The organism is Bradyrhizobium sp. LA6.8, assembly GCF_040547935.1.
GTDB lineage: Bacteria > Pseudomonadota > Alphaproteobacteria > Rhizobiales > Xanthobacteraceae > Bradyrhizobium > Bradyrhizobium barranii.
Map to the genome: position 1 here is coordinate 1309686 of NZ_JBEPQQ010000001.1, position 24537 is coordinate 1334222.

Below are 24537 nucleotides of genomic sequence, written 5' to 3' on the forward strand. Positions count from 1 at the left end.
CTCTTAGGGCCTAATCAACGCGCCGCAGGTTTCTCGATCAGCTTCTTGAGGCTGTCACGAGCCGGTTTGCTGTATCCGTCGCCAGTGCCCGAAGGCTGCTGTTCGGAATCAGCTTGATCATCATCTGGTTTGTTTTTCTTGAATCTCTTCAAGATGGTGTTCTCGGGGTCGTCAGGCAAGAGGGCCATCAGCCAATCCCCGGTTCCCTGGAGCACCACCCGGGACTTTGCCCCCGTGACCCAGTCTGGACGCTGCTTGTCCGGCACCAGCCAGGTGAAGAACAGGAACGCGACCACGACGATCAAAAGCCCGCGAGCGAGGCCAAACAGGAAGCCCAGGGTGCGATCCAGCGCGCCGATGCGCGAATCCAGGATCATGTCGGAGATCCGGACCGTGATGACGGAGACCACGACCAGGGTGCCCACGAACACGCCGGCGACCACGACGACGCTCGCGACCGTGTCGTTGTTGAAATAGGTCTTTGCGGTCGGCAGCAGCTTCGAGAACGAGTACAGCGTCACGATCGCCGCGGCGCCCCAGGCCGCGATCGACAGGATTTCACGCATGAAGCCGCGGACCATGGCGAGCAGGCCCGAGATCAGCATCACACCGAGCAGGATCAGGTCGAGGAGTGTTACTGGCATCGGCTGGTCGGGTCCGCTCGTACTTCAAAGGTGCTCAGCGAATCGGTGTTTGGCCGTGGCCCTAAGTGAGGGCCGGACGGCGTTCCCGGCAAGGCCGCAACCACGCAATCCCATGCTGCTTTTGTGACGGCTGTATAGCGGTGGGGGCGGAGGACGTCACCTCCACCTAACCCTCTCCACGGCGGAATCTTGCCGGTGTGGCATTTTTCTCCGCCGGCGGGCTCTGTTCGCCGCGGCGGGAGCCCCGGGCCGCGATCTCGGCCACCAGTGTCGTCAGGCTGTTGATCGCGTTCAGGGACAGTCCGGCGTCGCCGCCAGCATCGCCGCCCCGGGCCGATTCGGGCAGCACGGCGCGCTTGAAGCCGAGCTTGACCGCTTCCTTGAGCCGGGCCGGGGTCTGCGCCACCGGGCGGATGACGCCGGAGAGCGAAATCTCGCCGAAATAGACAGCATCGGTGGGTAACTGCGCATTAACCAGGGATGAAACCAGTGCGGCCGCGGCGGCCATATCGGCCGCCGGCTCGTGGATGCGCAGGCCGCCCGCGACGTTCAGATAGACGTCGTGGCCGGACAGCTTGACCCCGCAATGGGCCTCCAGCACTGCCAGCACCATGGAGAGCCTGCTCTGATCCCAGCCGACCACGGCCCGGCGCGGGGTGCCGAGCGAGGTGGGGGCCACCAAGGCCTGCAATTCGACCAGAACGGGCCTCGTGCCCTCGATGCCCGCGAAGACTGCGGTGCCCGGCGTGCCCAGATCGCGCTCGGACAGGAAAAGCTCGGACGGATTGGTGACCTCGCGCAGGCCAAGGCCGGTCATCTCGAACACGCCGATCTCGTCGGTCGGGCCGAATCGGTTTTTCACGGCGCGCAGGATGCGGAATTGCTGCGAGCCTTCGCCCTCGAAGGACAGCACCGCATCGACCATGTGCTCGACCACGCGGGGGCCTGCGATCTGGCCGTCCTTGGTGACATGGCCGACCAGGATGATGGCAGCACCCGTCTTCTTGGCGAAGCGGATCAGCGCCTGCGCCGAGGCGCGCACCTGGGTGACCGTGCCGGGCGCGGATTCCACCGTGTCGGTCCACATGGTCTGGATCGAGTCGATCACGATCAGCCGCGGCACCGCGCCTTCCGACAGCGTCGAGACGATGTCCTCGACAGAGGTCTCGGCCGCCAGCTGCACCGGCGCGTCCGACAAGCCGAGCCGCTCGGCGCGCAGGCGCACCTGGGCGACCGCCTCTTCGCCGGAGATGTAGACGATGCGGTGGCCGGCGCGCGCCATCATGCTGGTGGCCTGCGTCAGCAGCGTCGACTTGCCGATGCCGGGATCGCCGCCGACCAGCAGCACCGAGCCGCGGACGAAGCCGCCACCGGTGACGCGGTCGAGCTCGGTCATGCCCGAGGACAGGCGAGGAGCGTCCTGGGTCTTCCCCGACAGGCTCTCCAGCGCAAACGTCCGTCCCTTGCGCTTGGAGCGGATCGAGACCGGCACGCTGCCGGTCGTGTCCTCCTCGGCAAGCGTGTTCCACTCGCCGCAGGATTCGCACTTGCCCTGCCAGCGGTTATAGGCCGCGCCGCAGTTCTGGCAGACGAAGGAAAGCGTGTTCTTGGCCATGGGGACAGCGAGTCGGGGTTTTCAGGTTTGCTGATAGCACGGAATGACGGGCGAGACGGCGATCGCCGGCACCCCCATTAGCCCAATTCACCGCAGCCGATACACCCTTTGTTAGCTCTACGCCGCCGCGCCGTTCCGGACTTTGCCAAATGTTAGCGGACGCGGGTCCAGTTTCGAAACCGATACGGGATGGCGAAACGAATGACGGTAGTCTTGCGGATAATGCTCGCCGTGGGCATGGCCTGCGGCTTTCTTCTGCCGGTTGGCGGCGCCGTTGCGGCCGACGCCGGGCGTCTCAACATCGTTTTCGTCAACCCCGGCAAGACCGGCGAGGTCTACTGGGACATGGTCGCGCAGACCATGCAGGCCGCGGGCCGCAAGCTCGACGCCCATGTCGAGGTGCTGACCAGCGAGCGGAATTACCGCACCATGCAGGAGCTTGGCTTCGGCGTGGTGGCACGCGCCGACAAGCCGGACTTCCTCATCCTGTCGAACGAGGAATCCGCTGCCGTTCCCATCCTGGAGGCGGCCGAGGCCGCCGGGGTCAAGACGCTGCTGCTCTCGAACACGCTGATCGGCGACGACGCCGCGCGCCTCGGACCGCCCCGGCAAAAGCTCAAGACCTGGCTCGGCGACATCACGACGGATCTCCAGACCGCGGGCGCGAGGATGGCCAATGCCCTGATCAGCGCGGCGCGCGCCGAGAAATGGCAGAGCCCGGACGGCAAGATCCACATTCTCGGCATCGGTGGCGACGAGATCACGCCGGCCTCGATCGCCCGCAACGCCGGTCTCAAGCTCGCGGTGGACGCCGCGCCAGACGTGGTGGTGGACCGGATGCTGTTCGCCAACTGGACCCAGTCGGAGGCAGAGCAGGTCACCAGGAATTATCTGAGCTGGGCCGCGCGCAAGGAGATCCGGCCTGCCGGCATCTGGGCCGGAAACGATCCGATGGCGCTCGGCGCGCTTCGCGCAGTGGTCGCTGCCGGCCTCACGCCCGGCCGGAACATCCAGCTGGTCGGCCTCAACTGGTCGGAGGACGCGCTGCGCGAGATCAAGGCGGGCCGTCTGCTCATGACCGATGGCGGACATTTCCTGCTCGGCGGCTGGTCGATCGTCCTCCTGCGCGACTACGCCGACGGCTGCGACTTCGCGACCGCATCGCCCCGCGTCGAGGCCAGGACGTCTGCGATCACGCGCGACAATCTCGCTGCGGTCGGAGACCTCATCAAGACGCACGCCTTCGATCGGATCGATTTCGCGCGCTTCAGGGCGAGGGCAGGGCGCTGCGGCCAGTACGATTTCTCCATCGATGCGCTCATCTCTTCGCTGACGCTTCCGGAAGGCGCTGCTGACTGATGCGAAACGGTGACGACATGACCGATCGGGATCGCAAGCAGCAGGCGACGGCGCCGTCGCGCTCGCGCTCGGTGGTCCGCGCGATGATCTGGGCCACCGTTCCGGTGCTGCTGGTGGTGCAGCTGCTCGCCTCCGCCGGCGTCGAGGCATCGAGCTTCTGGTCGCAGATCAGGCAGCTCGACGCGCGCATTGCCCGCACGGCCGAGAGCCGCGCCGAGCTGATCGCCGAGCCGCTCTGGAAGATGCGCTACGATCAGGTCACGAGCGTCCTCAACGAGATCATGCACGACGAGGCCATTGCCGCGGCGGCCGTTTATGACGACACCGGCGTCGCGATCGCGCGGGTGGTGGCGCGGCCGGCGGACCAGGCGGTATCGGAAGTCTCGCGTCCGATCCGGTACAGCAACGGCAACATCGCCGTGCAGGCCGGTCGTATCGCGATCGCCTATTCCTATGCGACGGTCTACACGGACACGGGCAGCCGGCTGCTGCTGCTGCTGGTGGTCGGCCTGCTCGCAACATTTGCCACCCTGATCGCGATGCGGATATCGGCCAACATCTTCATCGGCAAGCCGCTTACCGCGATCATGTCGGCGATCCAGCGCAGCAAGCAGGACGGGCGAGCCTATCCGGCCGACATCAAATCGACGAACGAATTCGGCCAGCTCGCGCGTGCCTTCAACGCCATGCAGCACACGACATCGGGCGCGCTCGACCGGCTCGGGCACATGGCCGCGCACGATCCGCTCACGGGCCTGCCCAATCGTCGCTCGCTGTCCGAGCATCTGGTGACGCTGAGCGGCGATGCCGGCTCGCCGGACTCGCTGATCGCCTTCTGCTTCATCGATCTCGACGACTTCAAGGGCATCAACGACACCTTCGGCCATGATGCCGGCGACAAGTTCCTGGTGCACATCTCCGAGCGCCTTCGTGATGCGGTCGAACCGCAGGATTGGGTCGCCCGGCTCGGCGGCGACGAATTCGTCGTCATCCGCCCCGAGGTCAGCAATGAAGCGACCGCCCAGGCGTTCGCGCGCCAGCTGTTAGATGCGATTTCCGAGCCGATCCGGCTGCACGACAAGCAGGTCGTGCCGCGCGCCAGCATCGGCCTTGCCGTGCGCCGCGCCGGCGATCCCGAGCTGTCGCATTTGCCGGCGCTCGCCGACATCGCGCTCTACCATGCCAAGAGCAAGGCGCCCGGCACGGTCGCCGTGCTCGACGAAGCGCTTCAGCGCGACTATCGCCGCCGCCGGGATCTCGAGCTCGCCATCCCCGCAGGCTTCGCCGAGGGGCAGTTCGAGGTCTGGTATCAGAGCCAGGTCGACCTCGGGAGCCAGGCCGTTGTCGGGCTCGAGGCGCTGATCCGCTGGCGCCATCCCGAACTTGGCTTGATCGGTCCCGGCGAATTCCTGCCGCTGATCGAGCGCAGCGGCAACAATGCGCGGCTGACGCGCTACGTGCTGACCGATGCCTGTCGCGCGCTGCAGCGACTGGCGTCCGCCGGCAGGCCGCAGATCCGGATCGCGATCAATCTGCCGCCGTCCGAGCTTGCCGACCATTCGCTCGCCGCCGAGCTGCGCGCGACCTGCGCGCGTTTCAACGTTGCGGCATCATTGCTGGAGCTCGAGATCACCGAGGGATCGCTGATCAACAACATCGCCAGCGCCTCCGAGACGCTGCACCGCCTGCGGCGCCTGGGCGCGACCATCGCGCTCGACGATTTCGGCACCGGCTACAGCTCGCTCGCGCATCTCAGGCGGTTCCCGCTCGACAAGGTCAAGATCGACAAAGCCTTCATCAGCGAGATCCCTGACAGCGCGGAAGACAAGGCGATCGTCGGCGTCATCGCCTCGCTCGCCGGCACGCTGGGGCTGACGCTCGTCGCGGAAGGCATCGAGCGGCCCGAGCAGGCAGACGCCATGCGCGAGATGGGCGTGATGCTCGGGCAGGGTTATCACTACCATCGGCCGCAGCCGCTCGACGCCGTGCTGCAATGGCTCGAAAAGCAGGCGGTACCCACTGAGACAAGCCGCGTCCTCGCCGGCAGCCCGTCGATCGCGCCCGAATTCGCCGCCTGAGCGCGATTACGACTGCGTTGCGTTCCAGAGCATGGAGAGGCCCGCAGCGATCATGATCGCGTCCATCACCAGGCGGAACATCTCCGGCTTGAGATGCAGCACGAAGCGTTTTGCGATGAAGGCGCCCGACATCAGCGAGGAGCCTGCGACCAGGCCCTTGATGAAGACATCCTGCGTCAACGCACCGAAACGTTCGAAGGTCACGGATTTCGCGAAGTAGAGGCCGAGTGAGGAGGCCGCTTCGGTGGCGAGGAAGGCGCCCTTGGACAGGCCGTAGAACAGGAACAGCGGCACGCTGAGCGGGCCGGTCGAGACCACGATGCCGGTGAGATAGCCGATGATCGCCCCGCCGATCGCGAGGTGCCAGAGATTGGCCTTGAGATCGTGCCGCGCCAGCCAGTGCCGCACCGGCACCATCGCGATCAGGAAGACGCCGATGGCGAGATCGACGGCGTGCGAGGGGAGCGCGAGCAGCGTGCGCGCGCCCAACACGGCGGCCGGAATGCCCGTCACCGAATAGGCCGCGCAGGCCCGCCAGTCGACCTCGCGCCACCAGGCCAGGATCCGGGAGAAATTCGCCATCACCGAGGCGACCGCCATGATCGGCACGGCTTCCTTCGGCCCATAGGCATAGACTAGCACCGGCATCAGCATGATCGACGACCCCGTGCCGACGATGCCTGAGACGGTGCCGGCGATCAGGCCGACGGTGAGGACGAAGAGAAAGGCCAAGGTGCTCTCCACGAATCGGGAGAGTTTAGCCGTGGCCGGCGATGCGGGCGATCCATTCCAGGCGAGGGAACCAATCGCTCAGCGCATGCCATCCCGGCCGGCCGTCAGCCTTGCTCGTCCATGATGCGCAGCTTCTCGACGCGGCGGCGAAAATCCTCGTCCGTCGAGAATTCGGCCGAGAGGTAGGACGAGACCAGATCCACGGCGAGCCAGGCGCCGACGATCTGCGCGCCGATGCACATGACGTTGACGTCGTCATGCTCGACGCTCTGATGGGCGGAATGAACGTCGTGGCAAACCGCGGCGCGGATGCCCTTCATCTTGTTGGCCGCGATCGAGGCGCCGACGCCGGTGCCGCACACCATGATGCCGCGTGCGGCTTCGCCTGACGTCACCTTCTGAGCCACCGCCCGCGCGATGTCGGGGAAGTCCACCGGCTTGTCGTCATGGGAGCCGACATCGACGATGTCGTGGCCGAGGCTGCGGATATGGTCGATAACGGTCTGCTTGAGCGGCCAGCCGGCGTGGTCGGATCCGATGACGAGACGCATGTGATGTCCTTCTTGATTTTATGTTGGTCGTGACAGCCGCTTCGCGGCTGCCACGATTTTCCCTGGTTTCAGCTGCGCATGTCGGGCGGCAGCTCGACCCCGTGGAATTTCTTGTAGATCGCGTTGAGCTTGCCGTTCTTGACGTTCTCGGTGATCCAGGCGTTGAGCTTGTCCATCAGGCGCTGCTCGCCCTTCTTCACGCCGATCGCGAGGTCGAAGGTCGCCAGCGGGATCCTGGATTCGAACACGCGCGACGGGTTCTTCACCCCGATCTGGTTGATGATCGTCGCCGACGAGGCGACGCAGTCGACCTGACCGGAGACGGCCGCCGTCACCATCGTGGCGTCGTCGTCGTAGCGCGAGATCTTGAGGTCCTTGTCCTTCATGTTGGACAGGGTGGTGTCCTGCGTGGTGCCGCGTGAGACGCCGATCGACTTGTCCTTCAGGTCGGGCCAGTCCTTGATGGTCGAGGATTTCAGGCAACCGACGTCGGATTGCAGCGTCGCATAGCGCTTGGTGAAGTCGATGACCTTGGCGCGATCGGGCGTCACCGACAAGGTCGAGATGATGATGTCGGCCTTGCCGGTCAGGACGTTGGGGATGCGTGTCGCGCCGGTGGTCTGGATGAATTCGAGCTCGAGCCCCCAATCCTTGGCGAGCAGTTGCGCCACCTCGACGTCGGAGCCGGTCGGCTTCATGCTGCTGTCCATCATACCCGAGGGCGGAATGGCGACGTCCGTCGAGATGCGGATCTTCTTGGCCTGCGTGATGTCGTCGAGCAGATCGGCCGATGCCGGCGTGGCTGATATCATGACGAGGCCGAACAGCGCGGTGGCGGTCCCCAGCAGTGTCTTGTTTGTCATCCTTGGTTCTCCTCTCCTGTTATGATTTTAAGTTTCCAGTGCCCACGAATTGCGTGAGTTCGGGCGTCGCCGGCGACGTCAGGATCGAGGCGGGGCCGGTCTCGTGGACCTTGCCGCGATGCATGAAGACGATCCGGTCGGCGATGCCTTTGGCAAAACCCATCTCATGGGTGACCATCACCATGGTCATGCCGTCCGCCGCCAATTGCTCGATCACCTTCAGCACCTCGCCGGTAAGTTCGGGATCGAGCGCGGAGGTGACCTCGTCGAACAGCATCACTTTCGGCTGCATCGCGAGCGAGCGGGCGATGGCCGCGCGCTGCTGCTGTCCGCCCGAGAGCTGCTCGGGATAGGCGTGCAGCTTCTCCTCGAGCCCGACCTGCGCGAGCACTTTTCGGGCGAGGTCCCTGGCCTGCGAGGTCGCCATGCCCTTCACGGCGCAGGGGGCGAGCGTGATGTTCTGTTCGATCGTGAGGTGAGGAAACAGATTGTAGCTCTGGAACACGATGCCGACGTCCTGGCGCAGCGCGCGCAGATCGACATCAGGGCGGTCGACGCGATGTCCGCACACGACGATCTCGCCGCCGTCGACCTTCTCGAAGCGGTCGATGCAGCGCAGCGCCGTGCTCTTGCCGGAGCCGGAGCGGCCGATTAGCGCCAGCACCTCGCCGCGCTCGACGGCAAAGGAGACGCCATCGAGCACCCGGAGCGGGCCAAAGCTCTTCTGCACGTCGCGGAGCGACACGATCGGTTCGGAGGAGGAGGGGTTTTGCTGCATGTCAGGCTGGTGCGAGGTTGGACCTGCCACGCCCCATCCGCCGTTCCAGCTTCTGGCTGAACAGGGACAGGGGATAGCACATGGCGAAATAGACGACGGCGATGATCGCGTAGATGGCGAACGGCTCGAACAGCGAGTTGTTGACGATCTGGCCCGACCGCATCAGCTCGACGAAGCCAACCACGGAGGCGAGCGAGGTGTTCTTGACGATCTGCACCATGAAGCCAACGGTCGGCGGCGTCGCGATGCGGATCGCCTGCGGCAGGATCACCTTCATCATGCGCTGGGTCCGGCTCAGCGCGAGGCCTTCGGCGGCCTCCCATTGCGGCTTCGGCACTGACTGGATGCAGCCGCGCCAGATCTCGCCGAGATAGGCCGAGACATAGAGCGTGAGCGAGGCGCCGGCGGCAGCTAACGGCGAGACCTTGAGGCCGATCGCGGCGAGGCCGAAATAGCCGAGGAACAGGATGACGAGCAGCGGTGTGCCCTGGATCAGCTGGACATAGACGCCGCTGGCGATCCGCACCGATTTGAGCGGCGAGATGCGCGCGATCGCGATCACGAAGCCGACGATGCCGCCGCCGATCAGCGCGATCACGGACAGGCCAATCGTCCACAGCGCGCCCTGGCCGAGGAACATCAGATGATTGATGTTGAGATGTCCGCCCATGGTCATCTCACAACGGTGTGCCGAGCCGGCGCCGGCGCGGAAACAGCACGAGGCCGAGGCCCCAGAAGCCCGCGCGCATCACCAGCGACAGGATGACGTAGAGCACGGCGACGATGATGTAGGTCTCGAACGCCCGGTAGGTGTCCGACTGGATGTAGTTGGCGACGGCGGTGAGTTCTTCCGCCGAGATCTGCGAGCAGACCGAGGAGGCCAGCATCAGCAGCACGAACTGGCTGGTCAGCGCCGGATAGACCTTCTCGACCGCCGGCAGCAGGATGATGTGCCAGTAGATCTGGAGGCGCGACAGCGCCAGCCCTTCGGCGGCCTCGATCTGTCCGCGCGGGATTGCCTCGAAGCCGGCGCGCATGATCTCGGCGGTGTAGGCGCCGACGTTGATCGTCAGCGCGGCCACGGCCACCGTGAACGCGGAGAATTTCAGCCCCAGGCTGGCAAGGCCGAAATAGACCAGGAAGATCTGGACCAGCAGCGGCGTGTTGCGGATCGTCTCGACATAGACTTTGCAGGCGCCCGCGATCAGCGGGCTTCGTGAGCCGCGGCCGACGGCTGCGAGCGTGCCGAACAGGGCGCCGAGCACCGTCGCGAAAGCCGCCAACTCCAGCGTCAGCGCCGCGCCGGCCAGAAAATTCGGCCAACGCCCCAGCACTGCGGGAAAGTCGAGTTGGAGGCTCATCGCCGTCAGGTTCAGCCGGTGGTCTGGTTGGTCATGCGGTCATAGACGCGGAACAGCGCCTGATTGCCGTTGCTGCCTTCGCCATGCGCGCGTGCGTCCACGTACTGGCTGGTGACGAGCGCGGTGCCGGGCAGCGGCACGCTCAGCGCCTGTGCGTGCTCCTGCACCAGGCGGAGATCCTTGAGCTGGAGATCGATCCGGAAGCCGGCGGAGACGTCGCCCGCGATCATTGCGGGGCCGAGCTTGTCAAGCATCCAGGACGCGGCGGAGCCACCGAGCAGAACGCGACGCAGCAGATTGAGATCGAGGCCCGAGGCGCGTCCGAGCGCCAGCGCCTCGCAGATCGCCTGGATGTTGATGCCGCAGATCAGCTGATTGCAGAGTTTTACGGTCTGGCCCGCGCCGGACGCACCGACATGCGTGATGGTCGTGCCCATTGCGCGGAAGAACGGCTCGGCCTGCGCGAAGGCCACCGCATCGCCGCCGGCCATGATCGAGAGCGCAGCGTTCTTGGCCCCCACGGGCCCGCCAGAGACCGGCGCGTCGATGAAGCTGACGCCGACCTTTTGCAGGTCGGCATGGATGCGGCGGACCGCGACCGGCGAGATCGTGCTCATGTCGACGATCAGCTTGCCGGGCGGGGGAGACTTCAGGAGACCATGTTCGCCGTAGACGGTCGCCTCGACGTGGGGTGTATCGGGCAACATGGTGATGACGATGTCAGCGCCTTGCGCGGCGTCGGCGGGGCTGTTGGCGCCGGCCGCGCCTTCCTTGACGCTGTCGGCCAAGGCGGCTTCGTTGAGATCGAAGACGCGAACCGCATGCCCGGCCACCAGGAGGTTGCGCACCATCTCGCGGCCCATCGTGCCGATGCCGATGAAGCCGACATTGCCCTTGTCGTTCCGTCCCATGTCAGTCGTCCGTTTCTTGGTTGATTGGTTTCTTGCTTGTTGGCCTGCCGCGGTCAGCCTGAGGCGCTGGTCTTGTCGATGTCGCCGACGACGGCGCGCCTGCGGTATTCGTCGCCGATGGCAAAATGCTTGCGCAGCGTCGCATCCGCTCGCTCGGGGTCGCGCGCGATGATCGCGTCGAAGATGCGCCGGTGGTCGTCGATCAAATACGTCTTCATCGACGGAAAGGCCTGCACCAGCTCGCGGCGGCTGCGATGCGAATGCGTCAGAAGTCCCGCCAGCGAACCGTGCAAGACCGTCAGCGTTTCCGAATGCGATGCCACGACGATGGCGCGATGGAATTCGAAGTCGGCCATGCCGCCGGCATCCGCCTCGTCGATCGTCTCTCCGATCTTCGCGAGCGCACGCTGCAAGCGTTCGAAATCGGCAATGTTGGCGCGCTCGCACGCGAGCCGGATCGCCTGACACTCGATCGCGACGCGCGCCTGCATGACGTCATCGAGCATGTCCGCCTGCTGCGCGAGCGCGAAGGTGAAGAAGTCGTTCAGCACCGAGACGTCCGGCTGCGTCACCACGGTGCCGATGCGGTCGCGGATTTCGACGATGCCGAGCACGGTGAGGGCGCGCAGCGCCTCGCGGACGATCGGCCGGCTGACGCCGAGGAGGGTTGCCAGCTCGCGCTCGGAAATCAGGCGGTCGCCGGGCTTGAGCGAGCCCGCAAGCAGGCGTTCGCGCAGGAAGGCGAACACCTTCTCGAACCCTTTTTCGCCCTCAGCGGCCCGCTTCACTTCCATCCCGGTCTCTTTTTGGTCTGATCTTGGTCAGACCAGTATGATGACCAGAGTGTCGGCGTCAAGAGCCTTGGTTAATTGCGGGTGTCGCAGCCGCGGCCAATCCGATCAGTTCCCCGGCCGGATCCTTCAAATTTGAGGCGTATTGATCGGAACGCTCACTCAAAGAACTTGAGGTCCGCGATGCCCGATCATCATTCTTTCTCCGCCCTCGACCGTCATGCGGCGCTCAGCGGATCCGACAACGGCTTTCCCTGGTATGCGGGCGCGATGCTCGCGGTCGAAGCGAGCGAGGTGGTGCGGCTGCGCTGCGAGAAGCTCAGCCACGGCGACGAGGGCGCTCGGCAGGAGGCCGTGCTGATGGTCAGCGAGAAGATCGCCGCGGCTTTCGAGGCGGCCGCGAGCCTGCTTGCGGGAGCAACGCCGGCCGCGATCGTCCAGCGCTATCGCGAGCACGTGGCCGCGAACGCCAGGCGGCTGTCCGCGAACGAGGCTCCATGACCGAGTTGCGCTGCTGACAGCATGTTGGCAGCAGGGGCAGGCTACGACCATCTCCTGACAAAACGGGGAGCGGGTCGATGCCGATCGAGGCAAGCTGTCATTGCGGTGAGACGGTGTTCGAGGTGACGGAGGCGCCGGCGAGCGTGATGCGCTGCACCTGCTCACTCTGCGCCAAGCGTGGCGCGTTGTGGGCCTATTACAAGCCCGCGCAATTTCGCCTGCTGTCGCCGCCGGAAAACGTCGCGACCTATCTCTGGGGCAGCCGCACGGTCAAACATCATTTCTGCGCGAGCTGCGGCTGCGGCACCTATTCGGAGTCGCCGGACTGGTCGACCGGCAACCCCGATTTCGACAATCCCAAGGTTGCGGTGAACGCGCGCCTGTTCGACGATTTCGATCTCGATGCCGTGCCGGTGAACATGATCGACGGCAGGAATTTGTGGTGAGCATGCAGGGCGCGCGCATGTCCGCTGCGCGTCTGTGACCTTGAGGCGATTTTGAAAAGCTGATTTGGTCCGGCCCCAGAGAAAAAGGGGGGAAGCCATGATGCGTCTTTTTGCGCGAGTGATGCTCGCAATGTGTCTGGCCGTTGCAGCCGGCTTCAACGCGCAGGCGCAGACCAAACCGAAGGTCACGACATCAGGACCTGACTTCCCCAAGGCCGCGCTGTTCGTCGGCAACAGCTTCTTCTACTACAACAACGGCATGCCCGGGCATCTCTCCTTCATGGAGCGCGCGGCTGATGCTGACAACAAGGCGGCGTACCGCAACACCATGGCTACGATCGGCGGCTCCGGCCTCGATTGGCACGACGTGGACAATCTGCTGCGGCCGGGCGGCATCGGCGCCTATTCCTTCGACGAGCAGAACAACGTCGTCTTCAACAAGCCGGGCAGGCAGTTCGACGCCGTCGTCATGATGGATTGCAGCCAGTGCCCGATCCATCCGCAATTGAAGGACGCGTTCGCGACCTTCGCCAAGAAGGACAGCGAGATCGTCCGTGCCCACGGCATGCGGCCGGTGTTTTTCATGTCCTGGGCCTATGCCGACAAGCCGGAGATGACGGAAGCCTTGGCCGAGGCCTATACGCTCGCCGGCAATGCCAATGATGCGCTCGTGATTCCTGCAGGCCTCGCCTTCGCGCGCGTGCGCAAGCTCCAGCCGGAGCTCAATCTGTATGCGCCGGACAAGCGACACCCGAGTTCGGCGGGCACGTACCTGGCAACCTGTGTGACGCTCGCCGCGCTGACCGGACGCTCGCCGGTCGGCAATTCCTATGCGGTGGGCTTGGATGCGGAGACCACCCAACTGCTGCAAAAGGCGGCGTGGGATACGGTGCAGGACTATTACGGGCGGTGATCTGGCGCGATCTCGTAGGGTGGGCAAAGCGACTTGTCCGCCGTAGCTCGAAGAGCGAAGGCGGAAGCGTGCCCACCATCTTACTCGCGATAGAAGATGGTGGGCACGGCGCAAGAGCGCCTTTGCCCACCCTACGGCACCGTCAACGCTCCTTCAGCACCACCCACGCCGGCGCGTGATCGCTCGCCCCGTCCTCGCCGCGCACCTTCCTGTCGACGCCCGCCTTGGCCAGCCGCGAGACGAGGGCAGGGCTGAGCAGCAGATGATCGAGACGCAGGCCCGCATCGCGCGGCCAGCGGTTTCGCTTGTAATCCCAGAACGTGTAGATGCGTTTCTCCGGATTCAGTTCGCGGATCGCATCACACCAACCCTGTTCAATGAGCGAGGCAAATGCAGCGCGGCTCTTCGGCTGAATCAAGGCATCCTTGTCCCATGACCGCGTCGGATAGATGTCGATCTCATCAGGCGCGACGTTGTAGTCGCCGGCGAGCACCACGGGCAGATCCTGCTTGATGAAGGTCTTGGCGTGGCGCTTGAGGCGCGCGAACCAGTCGAGCTTGAAGTCGAATTTCGGCCCCGGCTGCGGATTGCCGTTCGGCAGGTAAATGCTGGTGACGATGATGCCGCGCACGGCGGCCTCGATGTAGCGGGCTTCGCGATCATCAGGCTTTCCCGGCAAGCGATTGCGCGTGAGAATGGGTTCGGCATTGCGGGCGAGGATGGCGACGCCGTTCCACGTCTTCTGTCCACACCACACCGCGCCGTAGCCGGCCTTTTCGATGGCCGCCGCCGGAAATTCGCCATCACTTGCCTTCAATTCCTGAAGCGCGACGACATCGGGCTTCGCCGCGCGCATCCATGCCAGCAAATTGGGCAGGCGGCGGTTGATGTTGTTGATGTTGAATGTCGCGATCTTCATGTAGAGCTACGAGTTCCTGCCTTCCGTCACCGGAGATACAATGTCCAAGTTGAGCTTTGCTGCTTTCGTCGTCGTTGTCGCGATCTCCGGAGCGGCTTCGGCACAATCGTCCGATCCGCGCGGCGCGTGCAAGGCGGACTATGACAAATTCTGCGCCGGCATCGCGCCCGGTGGCGGCAAGATCATCGCCTGCCTCAACGCCAAGCGCGATCAGCTCAGCGCGTCCTGCAAGACGGCGCTCGACAGCCGGAAGAAGTAAGCGCCCACTCTCGTGTTCCGGACGCGCTGCAACGCGTGAGCGTTGCTGCGCTGAGCCGGGACCCCAGATAGCTACACGGTACGATGTTGAGAGATGGCCCCGGCTCTGCAGCGCACCGCTGAAAGAGCGCTGCGCTGCGTCCGGGGCACGAGAGCGTCGATTAAGACGGCAGCGGCGGCGGGCTCGCGGGCTGCTCGATCGGCGGCGGGGAGGGCGGCTGCTCGGCCGTCGGCGCGGGCTCCGGCTTGACCAGCGGCTCCACCTCATTGCCGCCCTTGTAGACGCGGGCGTAGCGGTGGCCGAGGCTGGTCAGCACCTCGTAGCCGATGGTGCCGAAATGATGCGCGAGCTCGTCGACGGTGATGCCCTCGCCGAGCAGCGTCACCATGTGGCCGCGCCGCGCCGCATTCGGGGCCAAGTCGGTGATGTCGATCGCGATGAGGTCCATCGAAACGCGGCCCGCGACCGGGCAGCGCTTGCCGGCGACAACGACCTCGGCGCCGCGGGTGCCGTCATTGGAGCTGGCGGCGCGGAAATAGCCGTCGGCATAGCCGACCGCGATGATTGCGAGTTTTGTCGGCCGCCGCGCGGTCCAGGTGCCGCCATAGCCGACGCTCTCGCCGCGTTCGACATTGCGGGTCTGCACGATGCGCGCCTTGAGGTCGAGCACCGGCTGCATCGGGTTGTCGGCCTCAGGCGTTGGATTGACGCCGTAGAGCGCTGCGCCCGGCCGCACCAGATCGAACTGGAAGGGCGCGCCGAGGAAGATTCCGGAGGAATTGGCAAGCGCAGCCGGCACGCCGGAAAATTCGCTGGCGATACTGCGGAAGGTTGCCAGCTGTTTTGCATTCACGGGACTGTTGAGCTGCTCGGCCGAGACCAGATGGCTCATCACCAGCGTGATGCCGTGATCGCCGGCGTTGATGCGGGGGATGATGGCCTGCGCGTCCGCAAGCGTCAGCCCGAGCCGGTTCATGCCGGTGTCGATGTGAACAGCGGCGCCTCCGGTCCAGCCGGTGCGGCGGCAGAACACGTCCCATTCGGCAAGCTCGTTGAGATCGCCGATCACCGGCCGGCAATTGATCCTGGCGTAGTGCTCGCCGGTGTTCTGGAAATAGCCGCCGAGCACGTAGATCGCGGCTTCCGGCACGGCTTCGCGCACAGTGCGCGCTTCCTCGATGGTGGCGACGAAGAAGGTCTTGCAACCGGCCTTGCTAAGGGCCCGCGAGACCTGCGCGGCGCCGCAGCCATAGGCATCGGCCTTGATCACGGCCGAGCATTCGGCCGGCACGGCCGTCTTCTCGAGCTTGCGCCAATTGGCGATGATGGCGTCGAGATCGACGGTGAGCACGCCGCCATAGGCTGCGAGCGCGGCAGCCTGATTGGCCTCCGCGGAGAGGAGGCCGGATTGCGGGATCATTTTCGGGTCGGACGCCATTGTCATGGCGCCGTTTTACGCAAGAGGCCGGTCTGGTTCAAGGAACTCAGTAGTCGTTGCCGCTGCGAACCGGCAACTGACTGTCAGGCGCGAGGTCGCCGAACCTGGTGACCGAGGCTTCGAACGCCAAATCGACGGTGCCGGTCGGGCCGTGGCGCTGCTTGCCGATGATGACCTCGGCTTTTCCGTGCGCAAGACTCATGTCAAGCTGCCACTTCTCGTGTTCAGGCGTGCCTGGGCGGGGCTCCTTCATCGCGAGGTAATATTCCTCGCGGTAAACGAACAGGACGACGTCGGCGTCCTGCTCGATTGATCCGGATTCACGCAAGTCGGAGAGCTGCGGCCGTTTGTCGTCGCGGGATTCGACTTGGCGTGAGAGCTGGGACAGCGCGATCACGGGAACGTTGAGCTCCTTGGCCAGCGCCTTCAGGCTGGTCGTGATCTCCGTGATTTCCTGTACTCGGTTGTCACTCCGCTTGCCGGATCCGGAGAGCAGCTGGATGTAGTCGATCACGAGGAGATCGAGGCCCTTCTGCCGCTTCAGCCGGCGCGCGCGTGCCATCAGCTGCGCGATCGACAGGCCGCCGGTCGCGTCGACATAGAACGGCAGCGACTGCAGCTCGATCGAGACTTCCCGGATCTTGTCGAAATCGGCTTCCGAGATGCCGCCGCGGCGGATGTGGGAGGAGGGAATGCCGGTGCGCTCGGCGACGATACGCGTGGCGAGCTGGTCGGCCGACATTTCGCAGGAGAAGAAGCCGATCACGCCGCCATTGGCGGCCTTCATGGTGCCGTCAGCCTGGACCTCGCCGACATAGGCCTTGGCGACGTTGTAGGCGACGTTGGTCGCCAGCGAAGTCTTGCCCATGCCCGGGCGTCCGGCCACAATGATGAGGTCGGAGTGCTGGAGGCCGCCCATCTTGGTGTCGAGGTCGCGCATGCCGGTCGAGATGCCGGACAGCTTTCCATCGCGCTGGAACGCTTTGGCCGCGAGATCGACCGCGACCGCCAACGCCTGCGAGAATTTCTGGAAGCCGCCGTCATAACGGCCGGATTCGGCGAGTTCGTACAGGCGGCGCTCGGCGTCCTCGATCTGCGCCCGCGGCGCGAAGTCGACCGGCGCGTCATAGGCGACATTGACCATGTCCTCGCCGATGCCAATCAGGTCGCGTCGCAGCGCCAGATCATAGATGGTGCGGCCGTAGTCCTGGGCGTTGATGATGGTGGTCGCTTCCGCCGCGAGCCGCGCCAGATATTGCCCGATGGTCATGCCGCCGACATCGGTGTCGGCGGGGAGGAACGTCTTCAGCGTGACGGGCGTGGCGATCTTGCCCATCCGGATCAGGCTGCTGGCCGTCTCGTAGATGGTCTGATGCAGCGGCTCGAAATAATGCTTCGGCTCGAGGAAGTCGGAGACGCGGTAGAAGGCGTCGTTGTTGACCAGGATCGCGCCGAGAAGGCTCTGTTCCGCCTCGATATTATGCGGCGCGCTCCGATACGCCGGAGTTCCGGGCTCGGGCGCGAGTTTGAGGACGTTCGAATCAGTCAGGGCCATGGTCGAGCGTTAGCAATTTTCTGGGGCGGATACGGGGCCGGGATAAAGCGCCGCCTCAGGCCAAAGCGGAAGCAAAAGCTGACCGCTATCAACCGCTCAGTTAAAATGGTGGATGATTGGCAGCCGCGGCACGCGCCGCGCTTGACGGTTTTTGCGGAACTCGCCCGTCCCGGAAGCGGCCGTGACCGCGCCACGGAAAACTCCGGGTGACATGAACCTAATGGATTGGCGCGCAGACGTATCAAGAAGCGCGCGAAATGACGCACGCCGGGAGCCTTGGGCTCGGATTCAGACCAGCAGGAGGTAGACCAGCGCAACCAGGGCCGCTCCGACGCCGGTGGCGATCAGAGCGTAATCGGTGCGGAGGTCGTCCTGCACGTCGAATGAGGTTTGGGTCCGCTTGCTCATGGCGACGGTCTAAGCCGGGCCCGACGAGACTTATGTGAAACAGATCACATCTCCCCGGATTCTTTCGGGGTACGACCCGGAACAGGAAGGCGGTCGGGGGGTTGTCTCCCGCCACCAGGGAACGAGGCGAGCGATGCGGCCAGAACGGCAGCAGAATTGGCGAAGCGAGGCGGCCAGCCGGCTTTGGCTGTCGGGCCTCATCGCGGCCATGCAGCACGCCGAGCGGCCCGAAGTGCGGCGCGAGCCGGTCTCGCCCGAGACCCTCGCGGACCTGCGGGCGCAACTGGCGTTAACAGCCTCTTTCCGATCGTCCCAGATCTCGACCCTGCGTCATTAGGATTCATTCACCAACCAGCGTCAGGCCCGGGTTCGGCGCCGCCTTCGCGCGCACGATGACGGGTGTCTGCGGCGTCGTGACTTTGCGACGATGTGCCGCTTCCGACAGGCGACGCGTCGTCTCACGAGGCCACCGGCACTCGAACAAGCTGCAGCGCTATTGCGCTGTGATCACAGCCGATATTCCAAAAGTGCTTAATCACATCCTTGCGTGTGGAGGCTGCTTCCATTCGCGGCTCAATCCGCTAAAAGGTGACCCGCCGCCGCGCCTTATGCCGGCTGCATTCGCGTAAATTCAATGGAGATGATGGGAATGTCGAGCCGAGCGCTCAGCCTCGCGACGGTATTGCTTCTGATCGGCTTCGGCGCGACCGATACCGTCCTTGCGCAGGCGACGAACCTCGAGGCCGGCAAGGCCCCATCCCAGCTTTTCGCGCAGACCTGCAGTGCCTGCCACAAGAGCCCGCGCGGTCTGTTGAAGACGGTGGCGCCGGGCTCGCTGCCGGGCTTCCTGCGCCAGCACTACACGACCAGCTCCGACATGGCCGGCGTGCTCGCGTCCTACCTCGTCTCCAACGGTGCCACCGACACCCGCTACCAGGCCAAGGACGGCAAGGACAAAAAGGACGGCGCCAAGGAGAAGGAAGCCAATACCGCGCCCGGCCAGGGGCCGGAGCATCAGGGGCGCCGCCAGCGCTCCCAGGACGCCGCCAAGCCGGACGGCGAGGCTGCCGCTCCCGCGCCCGAGGGCGCCCGTCAGAAGCGCGCGGCACGGCCACCCGAGGAGGGATCGAAGGAAGGTGCGAGACCCGAGGGCCAGGCAGCGCCCGAGGGACGCAAAGCCAAGCGTCGCGCCAAGCCCGGGACCGAGGAAGCCCCGAAGGTCGACGCCGCCGCGCCGGCCATTGAAGACAAGAAGAGCGAGCCGAAGGCCGAGACCAAGTCCGACACCAAGCCCGACACGGCCAAGGTCGAGCCCGGCCGTGACGAGGCGAAGCCTGAGAACAAGCCGGCAGAGAAGCCCGCTGAAGCCAGGCCGGAAAGTGCCAAGGTCGAGCCGCGCGGCAGCGATACGCCGGCGCTGCGGCCCGATCCGGTACCGCAGGTCACGCCTGCTGCACCGTCTGCCGCCGCGAAGCCCGCCGAGGCCAAGCCGGCGGAGGAGGCTGCTCCCAAGCCGGCCGCGAGCTCCGAACCGGCAGCCAAGCCGCAGGAGCCTGCACCGCCCGCGACCGCTGCGGCCCCGCCCGCGGCGCCAGCCGACTCGTCCGGTCCGCCCACACCGCCGATTTCGCGCTAAGCGAGCCAGATTTTCCGTCGATTTGCGAAGGCCGCACGCATCGCGGCCTTCGCATCGTCTTGACCGCAATTAGAGCGTTACTCTAGAGTGATGCTCCAGGAGGCGTCGATGACGACGAGCGTGCGTGACGACCTGTTGGCGGCCGGGCTTTTCGTATTCGACCGCGTCGGCTTCGAAGCTGCGACGGTGGCCGCGATCCGCGCCCGGGCACGCGCCTCCAACGGCAGCTTCTTTCATGTCTTCGGATCGAAGAAGGAACTGGCCGGTGCGCTGTTCCTGGAGGTGCTGCGGCACTATCACGCCGCAGTGCTGGCCGCGCTCGATCCGATGCCCAATGCCGGGCAGGGCATCGATCGGCTGATCCGGGCCCATCTCGACTGGGTGGTGTCGAGCCGGCGCGAGGCCCGCTATCTCTTCGAGATCTCGCGCAGCGAATGGGGCGAGGACGTCCGCGACGCCCAGCGCGCGCAGAACGCGCGCCTTGCCGAAGGCATCGAGCGCTGGCGCGCGCCGTTGGTTGCCGGCGGCGAGCTTTTGCCGATGACGCCTGTGATGTTCGTCAGCCAGCTCATCGGCCCTGCCCAGATCTTCTGCCGCGCCTTTCTCTCGGGACGTGACCGCGCCGATCCGCGCAGCGAAGCCGACACGCTTGTCACCTGCGCCAACCGTGCGCTGCGCCCGCCCGATCGCATCCACAAGCAATAAGGAGAAGCCGCATGCGAGCCGAAGCAGATCCCGAATTCGGTCCGATCGCCGAGCGCATCCACGCCAATGTCGGCCGGCAGGGTTTTATGAACCTGGTGGGCGCCGAGCTCTCGGAATTGTCGCGCGGCACCTGCACGATTGCGGTCGCGCGCCGGCCCGAGCTGCTCCAGCAGCACGGCTTCTTCCACGGCGGCGTCACCGCCTTCCTGGTCGACAACGCCACGACGATCGCAGCGGCCACCTCGCGCGGCCAGCCGGCGTTGACGGCGGAATACAAGCTCAATCTGTTGTCGCCGGCGGTCGGCGAGAAGCTGATCTGTCGGGCCAGGGTGATCAAGCCGGGCCGCCAGGTCTCGGTGGTCGCGGCCGACGTGTTTTGCGTCAACGACGGTGTCGAGAAGCATACGGCAACTGCGCTCGCCTCGATCGCGATGCTGAGCGAGGACGTCGCCGCGAAAACGAAAAGCCCGGCCGCCTGAGGCGGCCGGGCGTCGCAACCTGCGCGAACGCGGGTCTTACTTCTCGGTCTCGTCCGCAGCCGGCGCCGGCTCGTCGTCCTGCTGGGCTTCCGGATCGAAGAACTCGCCGGCGGCGGCGATCGCTTCGGCGGCCGCATCGCGGTCCTCGTTGCGGGTCGAGATGTCCTCGCCGCGGTTGATGCGCTCGGCCTCGTCCTGGCTGCGCGCAACCGTGACGGAAACCTCGACCTCGACCTCGGGGTGAACGGCGACGCTGATGGTGTGCTTGCCGATGGTCTTGATCGGCGCGTCGAGCTGCACTTGCGGGCGCTCAAGCGAGACACCGTCGGCTTCAAACGCAATGACGACGTCGCGCACCGTGACCGAGCCGAACAGCTGGCCGGCTTCGGAAGCCTGACGGATCACGATGATGTTCTTGCCTTGGATCTTCTCGGCGACCTTGGACGCCTCGCCCTTGGACTGGAGGTTGCGAGCCTCGAGATCGGCCTTCATGCCGTCGTACTTGGCGCGGTTGTCGGCGGTGGCGCGCAGCGCCTTGCCGCGCTTGAGCAGGAAATTGCGGGCATAGCCGTCGCGAACCTTCACGACTTCGCCCATCTGGCCGAGCTTGCTCACGCGTTCCAGCAAAATGACTTCCATATTCGTTCTCCTTTGAAGTGTTGAGTGAGTTGGGTTTTGGGGTTGAACTTAAGAGGTCGGCAGCGGCGGTGGCTGGCGGCTGCGCAGGAAGCGCTCGCGGAAGCCGAACACGGCATCCGCGAGGCCGAGGATCACCATCGCGATGACGGGCCAGCCGAACACCACGACGACGGCATAGGTCGAGCCGAGCCAGAAGGTGCGGCTCTTCAGCGCCAGCGTCAGCGTATGCAGCACGGCAAAACCGGTCAGCGCATAGCCCATCATCAGCGCCGCCGTCGTGATCTGCGCGACCATCGCGAGCAACCCGCCGGTGAAGCAGAACGCGAGCGCGATGCAGAGCGCCACCAGCGTCATCGGCGGCAGCTCGGCCGTCATCATGTCCGGCCACGGACGCAGCAGGCGGCCAGATGTCGCCGTTATCTTGCCGCTGAGCCAGAGATTGAGGGTGAGCGTCATCATCGCGACGATGGTGGCAGCGGCCGGAGCGATGAGCACCAGCGCGTCGACGAACTGACCGGCTTCGCCTGACGTCTGCGGGTCGGCGGTGCGGAGCAGACGCATCAAGCCGCGCCGCAGCGTGCCGGTGATGGTCTCGGCGTCGGTGCCGAGGGTGAGCAGGGCGGCGATCGTGGTCAGCGCGGCGAAGCCCGCGATCCACAGCAGGATGCGGCCGACCGGATACCATTCGAGCTCGGGCTCGGCCGGCGGCTCGGTGGTGGCTTCCGGCGCGACGGGTCCAAGGCGCCGGCTGAGCAGGACGAGATGGCCGAGCCACCACGCGGGCAGCGCGACGGTGACGGCAAAGGCGATGCAGTAGGGCAGGCCGAACAGGGCCCCGAGGCCGATCGCAGCGGCGATGCCGCCGAGGCTCGCGCAAAGCGGGCCCCAGCCGATCGAGGCGACCATCAGCGGCAGCGGCGCGAGATAGAACAGGACGAGCGAGATCAGCGCGCCCGACACGATCGAGGCGAACATCAGGGCCGACGCAGCGCCGGCGATCAGGGCTATCAGTCCAAGAGTCATCATCAGCTGTCCCGCTCCCTTCGAGCGGTTAGAGGCATCTCGCCCCAACCATCGGCGACCGGACGACCCGGAAGCCTTATGAAACCAAAAAGCGCGGCCGGCGGCGATGTCGCCGCCGGCCGAATTCGTCTTAGCGAATGACGTAGGGCAGCAGGCCCAGGAACCGCGCGCGCTTGATGGCGCGGGCAAGCTCACGCTGCTTCTTGGCCGACACCGCGGTGATGCGGCTCGGCACGATCTTGCCGCGCTCGGAGACGTAGCGCATCAAGAGCTTGGAGTCCTTGTAGTCGATCTTCGGAGCGTTTGCGCCCGTGAACGGGCAGCTCTTGCGACGACGGAAAAACGGACGGCGTGCACCAGCTTCAGCCATTGATCTTACTCCGCATCCGGCGTTGTCGTTTCAGCTTCGTCACGCGGACGGCGCGGACCGCGGTCACCGCGGAAGCCACCACCGTCGCGATCGCCGCCACGGAAACCACCCTCGCGGTCGCCACGGAAGCCACCGCCTTCACGATCGCCGCGGAAGCCGCCGCCACGGTCGTCACGCTCGCGGTCACGGTCAGCCTTGCGCATCATCGCCGACGGACCTTCCTCGAGCTCCTCGACGCGAACGCTGAGATAGCGGATCACGTCTTCGCTGATGCGCTCCTGGCGCTCGATCTCGGCGATCGCCGCGGACGGCGCGTCGATGTTGAGCAGCACGAAGTGCGCCTTGCGGTTCTTGTTCATGCGGTAGGTGAGGGAGCGAACGCCCCAATTCTCGGTCTTGGTGACCTTGCCGCCGAGACCCTCGACGATGCCGGTCATCTGCGCAGTCAGCTCTTCGACCTGCTGCGTGCTCGCGTCTTGGCGCGCGAGAAAAACATGCTCATAGAGAGCCATAATGGTCCTTTCCTCATGTTGGCGCATCGCCCGGCGTCAAGCCCTTAAGAGGCCTTCGGAAAGGACTCTGGGATTAAGCTCAGAAGGCGGAAACACGGGACGACGGGCCGACTGGCCCTGCCACACCAAAATCACGAAGGATTTGCTGAGACCGTCCGTTCAGCTCCCGGCCGGGGTCTGCGGATGGCGCGCTTATACGGATTTTGGCCGGCTTTGCAAGGTTGGAGGCCGTGCTTTCGGCCTCAGATGGTTCCGGTGCGGGCAGCGGGGCCGGTCCTTGCGGACCATACCACCTTGATTTATTTGTTTGTATAGCATACAAATAAATCAACGCAGAGGACGCCAATGGCGGAAAAGTCGGTCCATGAGCCGTTAGAGGCGGCTGGCGACCCCAAGCATGCTGCCCGGGCCACGCGCTCGGCCGGCCGCAAGATGCGGTCGCTGCTGCTGGATGCGGCGAGCCCGCTGTTCAGGGAGCGGGGGCTGTCCGGCACGGCCATCACCGACATTGCCGCCGCCGCGGACGCGTTCCCGAGCCAGATCACCTATTACTTCCGCACCAAGGAGGCGCTGTTCGTCGAATGCGCCTGCCGCGAGCTGCTGTATCTGGCGCGGGCGACGGAGCAGGCAGCGCTGAAAGCGCGCACGCCGCGGGACTACACCCGTGCGCTGGCCGAGACCGTGACGGCGAGCGATTCGGTCGCCTTCTTCGCCGAGGCGCTGACGCTGACCCGCCGGCGCCAGGATCTTGCGCCGCTGGTCGAGCGCACCATCGAGCGCCTGCACGGTGAAGGCGCACGCGCCTATGCGAGCCAGGTCGCGCGGCACGGCTGGCGCTCCCTGCGTGCGCCCGACGAAAGCTCGCGGCGGTTCTGGGCCGTCGCCATCGGCGTCATTCTCGAGGGGTACGCGATGGGCCGGTCGCCGGACGAGTTGTGCGCCGAGATGCTGCGTGTGCTCGGCGAGCAGGCGAAATCAGCCAGCGACACGGCGCGGCTCCGTCTGGTCGACGAGCGCGACGCATCTGGCAGTTCGAATGAGGAGGGTTAGG

At 65.5% G+C, this 24537-nt stretch carries 28 protein-coding genes; 11 read left to right on the forward strand and 17 right to left on the reverse strand.

All coding sequences use genetic code 11. From position 1 onward, the window contains the following. Positions 1-14 precede the first annotated feature (14 nt). Together ABIA90_RS05810 and radA are read right to left on the reverse strand one after the other, a co-directional pair. On the reverse strand, positions 15-644 hold the full coding sequence (locus ABIA90_RS05810; protein ID WP_071914705.1) for a CvpA family protein: 630 nt from the start codon (positions 642-644) through the stop codon (positions 15-17). Between the two features lie 166 nt (positions 645-810). Beyond that, complete coding sequence (gene radA / locus ABIA90_RS05815) at positions 811-2259, reverse strand: DNA repair protein RadA (RefSeq protein ID WP_354117583.1); 1449 nt, start codon at positions 2257-2259, stop codon at positions 811-813. A 201-nt stretch (positions 2260-2460) separates the two neighbouring features. Here radA and ABIA90_RS05820 point away from each other — a divergent pair, with 201 nt between their 5' ends. After that, a complete protein-coding gene (locus ABIA90_RS05820) occupies positions 2461-3618 on the forward strand; it encodes an ABC transporter substrate-binding protein (RefSeq protein WP_354117584.1) in 1158 nt (385 codons plus the stop codon). Further along, complete coding sequence (locus ABIA90_RS05825; protein WP_354117585.1) at positions 3618-5696, forward strand: putative bifunctional diguanylate cyclase/phosphodiesterase; 2079 nt, start codon at positions 3618-3620, stop codon at positions 5694-5696. Before ABIA90_RS05820 ends, ABIA90_RS05825 begins: the two co-directional genes overlap by 1 nt. A 6-nt stretch (positions 5697-5702) precedes the next feature. Here the strand turns inward: ABIA90_RS05825 and ABIA90_RS05830 are convergent, their stop codons facing one another. The 8 genes from ABIA90_RS05830 to ABIA90_RS05865 form a co-directional block, all read right to left on the reverse strand. Continuing rightward, entirely contained in the window at positions 5703-6428 is a 726-nt protein-coding gene (locus ABIA90_RS05830) for a sulfite exporter TauE/SafE family protein (protein ID WP_071917509.1), read from the reverse strand. Between the two features lie 104 nt (positions 6429-6532). Further along, the gene (rpiB, locus tag ABIA90_RS05835; RefSeq protein ID WP_085402833.1) at positions 6533-6979 is read right to left on the reverse strand and encodes a ribose 5-phosphate isomerase B; all 447 of its coding nucleotides are present in this window, start codon (positions 6977-6979) and stop codon (positions 6533-6535) included. A gap of 68 nt (positions 6980-7047) precedes the next feature. Further along, on the reverse strand, positions 7048-7842 hold the full coding sequence (locus ABIA90_RS05840; protein ID WP_354117586.1) for a transporter substrate-binding domain-containing protein: 795 nt from the start codon (positions 7840-7842) through the stop codon (positions 7048-7050). 19 nt (positions 7843-7861) lie between these two features. Next, positions 7862-8620 (reverse strand): amino acid ABC transporter ATP-binding protein, encoded by a 759-nt coding sequence (locus ABIA90_RS05845; protein ID WP_028149724.1) that lies wholly within the window; start codon positions 8618-8620, stop codon positions 7862-7864. Between the two features lies 1 nt (position 8621). After that, positions 8622-9290, reverse strand: coding sequence for an amino acid ABC transporter permease (locus tag ABIA90_RS05850; protein WP_354117587.1), 669 nt, complete (start codon positions 9288-9290; stop codon positions 8622-8624). Between the two features lie 7 nt (positions 9291-9297). After that, complete coding sequence (locus ABIA90_RS05855) at positions 9298-9981, reverse strand: amino acid ABC transporter permease (RefSeq protein ID WP_354117588.1); 684 nt, start codon at positions 9979-9981, stop codon at positions 9298-9300. Positions 9982-9992: 11 nt separating this feature from the next. Beyond that, positions 9993-10949, reverse strand: a complete 957-nt coding sequence (locus ABIA90_RS05860; RefSeq protein ID WP_502916623.1) for an NAD(P)-dependent oxidoreductase — start codon at positions 10947-10949, stop codon at positions 9993-9995. After that, a complete protein-coding gene (locus ABIA90_RS05865; protein WP_208086404.1) occupies positions 10946-11686 on the reverse strand; it encodes a FadR/GntR family transcriptional regulator in 741 nt (246 codons plus the stop codon). Before ABIA90_RS05865 ends, ABIA90_RS05860 begins: the two co-directional genes overlap by 4 nt. Positions 11687-11866: 180 nt before the next feature. Here ABIA90_RS05865 and ABIA90_RS05870 point away from each other — a divergent pair, with 180 nt between their 5' ends. The 3 genes from ABIA90_RS05870 to ABIA90_RS05880 all read left to right on the forward strand — a co-directional run bounded on the left by ABIA90_RS05870 (position 11867) and on the right by ABIA90_RS05880 (position 13543). After that, the gene (locus ABIA90_RS05870) at positions 11867-12184 is read left to right on the forward strand and encodes a hypothetical protein (protein WP_063983710.1); all 318 of its coding nucleotides are present in this window, start codon (positions 11867-11869) and stop codon (positions 12182-12184) included. Between the two features lie 77 nt (positions 12185-12261). Next, positions 12262-12630 (forward strand): GFA family protein, encoded by a 369-nt coding sequence (locus ABIA90_RS05875; RefSeq protein WP_354117590.1) that lies wholly within the window; start codon positions 12262-12264, stop codon positions 12628-12630. A 97-nt stretch (positions 12631-12727) separates the two neighbouring features. After that, on the forward strand, positions 12728-13543 hold the full coding sequence (locus ABIA90_RS05880; RefSeq protein ID WP_354117591.1) for a DUF4886 domain-containing protein: 816 nt from the start codon (positions 12728-12730) through the stop codon (positions 13541-13543). A gap of 142 nt (positions 13544-13685) precedes the next feature. Here ABIA90_RS05880 and ABIA90_RS05885 read toward each other — a convergent pair whose 3' ends face one another. Beyond that, complete coding sequence (locus ABIA90_RS05885) at positions 13686-14462, reverse strand: exodeoxyribonuclease III (protein WP_354117592.1); 777 nt, start codon at positions 14460-14462, stop codon at positions 13686-13688. A 40-nt stretch (positions 14463-14502) separates the two neighbouring features. Here ABIA90_RS05885 and ABIA90_RS05890 point away from each other — a divergent pair, with 40 nt between their 5' ends. Then, complete coding sequence (locus tag ABIA90_RS05890) at positions 14503-14721, forward strand: cysteine rich repeat-containing protein (RefSeq protein ID WP_354117593.1); 219 nt, start codon at positions 14503-14505, stop codon at positions 14719-14721. A gap of 160 nt (positions 14722-14881) precedes the next feature. Here the strand turns inward: ABIA90_RS05890 and alr are convergent, their stop codons facing one another. Together alr and ABIA90_RS05900 are read right to left on the reverse strand one after the other, a co-directional pair. After that, positions 14882-16159 carry an alanine racemase gene (gene alr, locus ABIA90_RS05895; RefSeq protein WP_166353924.1) on the reverse strand — a complete coding sequence of 426 codons (1278 nt, stop codon included), beginning with the start codon at positions 16157-16159 and terminating at the stop codon, positions 14882-14884. A 46-nt stretch (positions 16160-16205) separates the two neighbouring features. Next, a complete protein-coding gene (locus ABIA90_RS05900) occupies positions 16206-17714 on the reverse strand; it encodes a replicative DNA helicase (RefSeq protein ID WP_063983703.1) in 1509 nt (502 codons plus the stop codon). Between the two features lie 442 nt (positions 17715-18156). Here ABIA90_RS05900 and ABIA90_RS05905 point away from each other — a divergent pair, with 442 nt between their 5' ends. The 4 genes from ABIA90_RS05905 (at position 18157) to ABIA90_RS05920 (ending at position 20942) form a co-directional block, all read left to right on the forward strand. Then, positions 18157-18459, forward strand: a complete 303-nt coding sequence (locus ABIA90_RS05905) for a hypothetical protein (protein ID WP_223153592.1) — start codon at positions 18157-18159, stop codon at positions 18457-18459. 312 nt (positions 18460-18771) lie between these two features. Further along, entirely contained in the window at positions 18772-19758 is a 987-nt protein-coding gene (locus tag ABIA90_RS05910) for a hypothetical protein (RefSeq protein WP_354117594.1), read from the forward strand. 108 nt (positions 19759-19866) lie between these two features. Next, a complete protein-coding gene (locus tag ABIA90_RS05915) occupies positions 19867-20463 on the forward strand; it encodes a TetR/AcrR family transcriptional regulator (RefSeq protein WP_166095952.1) in 597 nt (198 codons plus the stop codon). A gap of 11 nt (positions 20464-20474) precedes the next feature. Continuing rightward, entirely contained in the window at positions 20475-20942 is a 468-nt protein-coding gene (locus ABIA90_RS05920) for a PaaI family thioesterase (RefSeq protein ID WP_085402845.1), read from the forward strand. Positions 20943-20978: 36 nt separating this feature from the next. On the opposite strand, the gene rplI is transcribed toward ABIA90_RS05920, so the two are convergent. The 4 genes from rplI to rpsF all read right to left on the reverse strand — a co-directional run bounded on the left by rplI (position 20979) and on the right by rpsF (position 23486). Continuing rightward, positions 20979-21581 carry a 50S ribosomal protein L9 gene (gene rplI, locus ABIA90_RS05925; RefSeq protein ID WP_354117595.1) on the reverse strand — a complete coding sequence of 201 codons (603 nt, stop codon included), beginning with the start codon at positions 21579-21581 and terminating at the stop codon, positions 20979-20981. A 48-nt stretch (positions 21582-21629) separates the two neighbouring features. Then, positions 21630-22607 carry a YybS family protein gene (locus ABIA90_RS05930; protein WP_085402847.1) on the reverse strand — a complete coding sequence of 326 codons (978 nt, stop codon included), beginning with the start codon at positions 22605-22607 and terminating at the stop codon, positions 21630-21632. A gap of 127 nt (positions 22608-22734) precedes the next feature. Further along, positions 22735-22974, reverse strand: coding sequence for a 30S ribosomal protein S18 (gene rpsR / locus ABIA90_RS05935; protein ID WP_007592020.1), 240 nt, complete (start codon positions 22972-22974; stop codon positions 22735-22737). A 5-nt stretch (positions 22975-22979) separates the two neighbouring features. Next, positions 22980-23486, reverse strand: a complete 507-nt coding sequence (gene rpsF, locus ABIA90_RS05940; protein ID WP_014495806.1) for a 30S ribosomal protein S6 — start codon at positions 23484-23486, stop codon at positions 22980-22982. 345 nt (positions 23487-23831) lie between these two features. Here rpsF and ABIA90_RS05945 point away from each other — a divergent pair, with 345 nt between their 5' ends. Next, positions 23832-24536, forward strand: a complete 705-nt coding sequence (locus tag ABIA90_RS05945) for a TetR/AcrR family transcriptional regulator C-terminal domain-containing protein (protein ID WP_085402848.1) — start codon at positions 23832-23834, stop codon at positions 24534-24536. Position 24537: the final 1 nt, after the last annotated feature.

Coding starts and splice junctions, on each gene's coding strand:
- ABIA90_RS05885 (WP_354117592.1), bottom strand. CDS start 14,462: ATGAAGATCGCGACATTCAACATCAACAACATCAACCGCCGCCTGCCC.
- ABIA90_RS05845 (WP_028149724.1), bottom strand. CDS start 8,620: ATGCAGCAAAACCCCTCCTCCTCCGAACCGATCGTGTCGCTCCGCGAC.
- ABIA90_RS05890 (WP_354117593.1), top strand. CDS start 14,503: ATGTCCAAGTTGAGCTTTGCTGCTTTCGTCGTCGTTGTCGCGATCTCC.
- ABIA90_RS05810 (WP_071914705.1), bottom strand. CDS start 644: ATGCCAGTAACACTCCTCGACCTGATCCTGCTCGGTGTGATGCTGATC.
- ABIA90_RS05840 (WP_354117586.1), bottom strand. CDS start 7,842: ATGACAAACAAGACACTGCTGGGGACCGCCACCGCGCTGTTCGGCCTC.
- radA (WP_354117583.1), bottom strand. CDS start 2,259: ATGGCCAAGAACACGCTTTCCTTCGTCTGCCAGAACTGCGGCGCGGCC.
- ABIA90_RS05850 (WP_354117587.1), bottom strand. CDS start 9,290: ATGGGCGGACATCTCAACATCAATCATCTGATGTTCCTCGGCCAGGGC.
- ABIA90_RS05875 (WP_354117590.1), top strand. CDS start 12,262: ATGCCGATCGAGGCAAGCTGTCATTGCGGTGAGACGGTGTTCGAGGTG.
- ABIA90_RS05900 (WP_063983703.1), bottom strand. CDS start 17,714: ATGGCCCTGACTGATTCGAACGTCCTCAAACTCGCGCCCGAGCCCGGA.
- ABIA90_RS05865 (WP_208086404.1), bottom strand. CDS start 11,686: ATGGAAGTGAAGCGGGCCGCTGAGGGCGAAAAAGGGTTCGAGAAGGTG.
- ABIA90_RS05945 (WP_085402848.1), top strand. CDS start 23,832: ATGGCGGAAAAGTCGGTCCATGAGCCGTTAGAGGCGGCTGGCGACCCC.
- ABIA90_RS05880 (WP_354117591.1), top strand. CDS start 12,728: ATGATGCGTCTTTTTGCGCGAGTGATGCTCGCAATGTGTCTGGCCGTT.
- ABIA90_RS05825 (WP_354117585.1), top strand. CDS start 3,618: ATGCGAAACGGTGACGACATGACCGATCGGGATCGCAAGCAGCAGGCG.
- ABIA90_RS05930 (WP_085402847.1), bottom strand. CDS start 22,607: ATGATGACTCTTGGACTGATAGCCCTGATCGCCGGCGCTGCGTCGGCC.
- rpsF (WP_014495806.1), bottom strand. CDS start 23,486: ATGGCTCTCTATGAGCATGTTTTTCTCGCGCGCCAAGACGCGAGCACG.
- ABIA90_RS05855 (WP_354117588.1), bottom strand. CDS start 9,981: ATGAGCCTCCAACTCGACTTTCCCGCAGTGCTGGGGCGTTGGCCGAAT.
- rplI (WP_354117595.1), bottom strand. CDS start 21,581: ATGGAAGTCATTTTGCTGGAACGCGTGAGCAAGCTCGGCCAGATGGGC.
- rpiB (WP_085402833.1), bottom strand. CDS start 6,979: ATGCGTCTCGTCATCGGATCCGACCACGCCGGCTGGCCGCTCAAGCAG.
- ABIA90_RS05920 (WP_085402845.1), top strand. CDS start 20,475: ATGCGAGCCGAAGCAGATCCCGAATTCGGTCCGATCGCCGAGCGCATC.
- ABIA90_RS05910 (WP_354117594.1), top strand. CDS start 18,772: ATGTCGAGCCGAGCGCTCAGCCTCGCGACGGTATTGCTTCTGATCGGC.
- ABIA90_RS05870 (WP_063983710.1), top strand. CDS start 11,867: ATGCCCGATCATCATTCTTTCTCCGCCCTCGACCGTCATGCGGCGCTC.
- rpsR (WP_007592020.1), bottom strand. CDS start 22,974: ATGGCTGAAGCTGGTGCACGCCGTCCGTTTTTCCGTCGTCGCAAGAGC.
- ABIA90_RS05820 (WP_354117584.1), top strand. CDS start 2,461: ATGACGGTAGTCTTGCGGATAATGCTCGCCGTGGGCATGGCCTGCGGC.
- ABIA90_RS05915 (WP_166095952.1), top strand. CDS start 19,867: ATGACGACGAGCGTGCGTGACGACCTGTTGGCGGCCGGGCTTTTCGTA.
- alr (WP_166353924.1), bottom strand. CDS start 16,159: ATGGCGTCCGACCCGAAAATGATCCCGCAATCCGGCCTCCTCTCCGCG.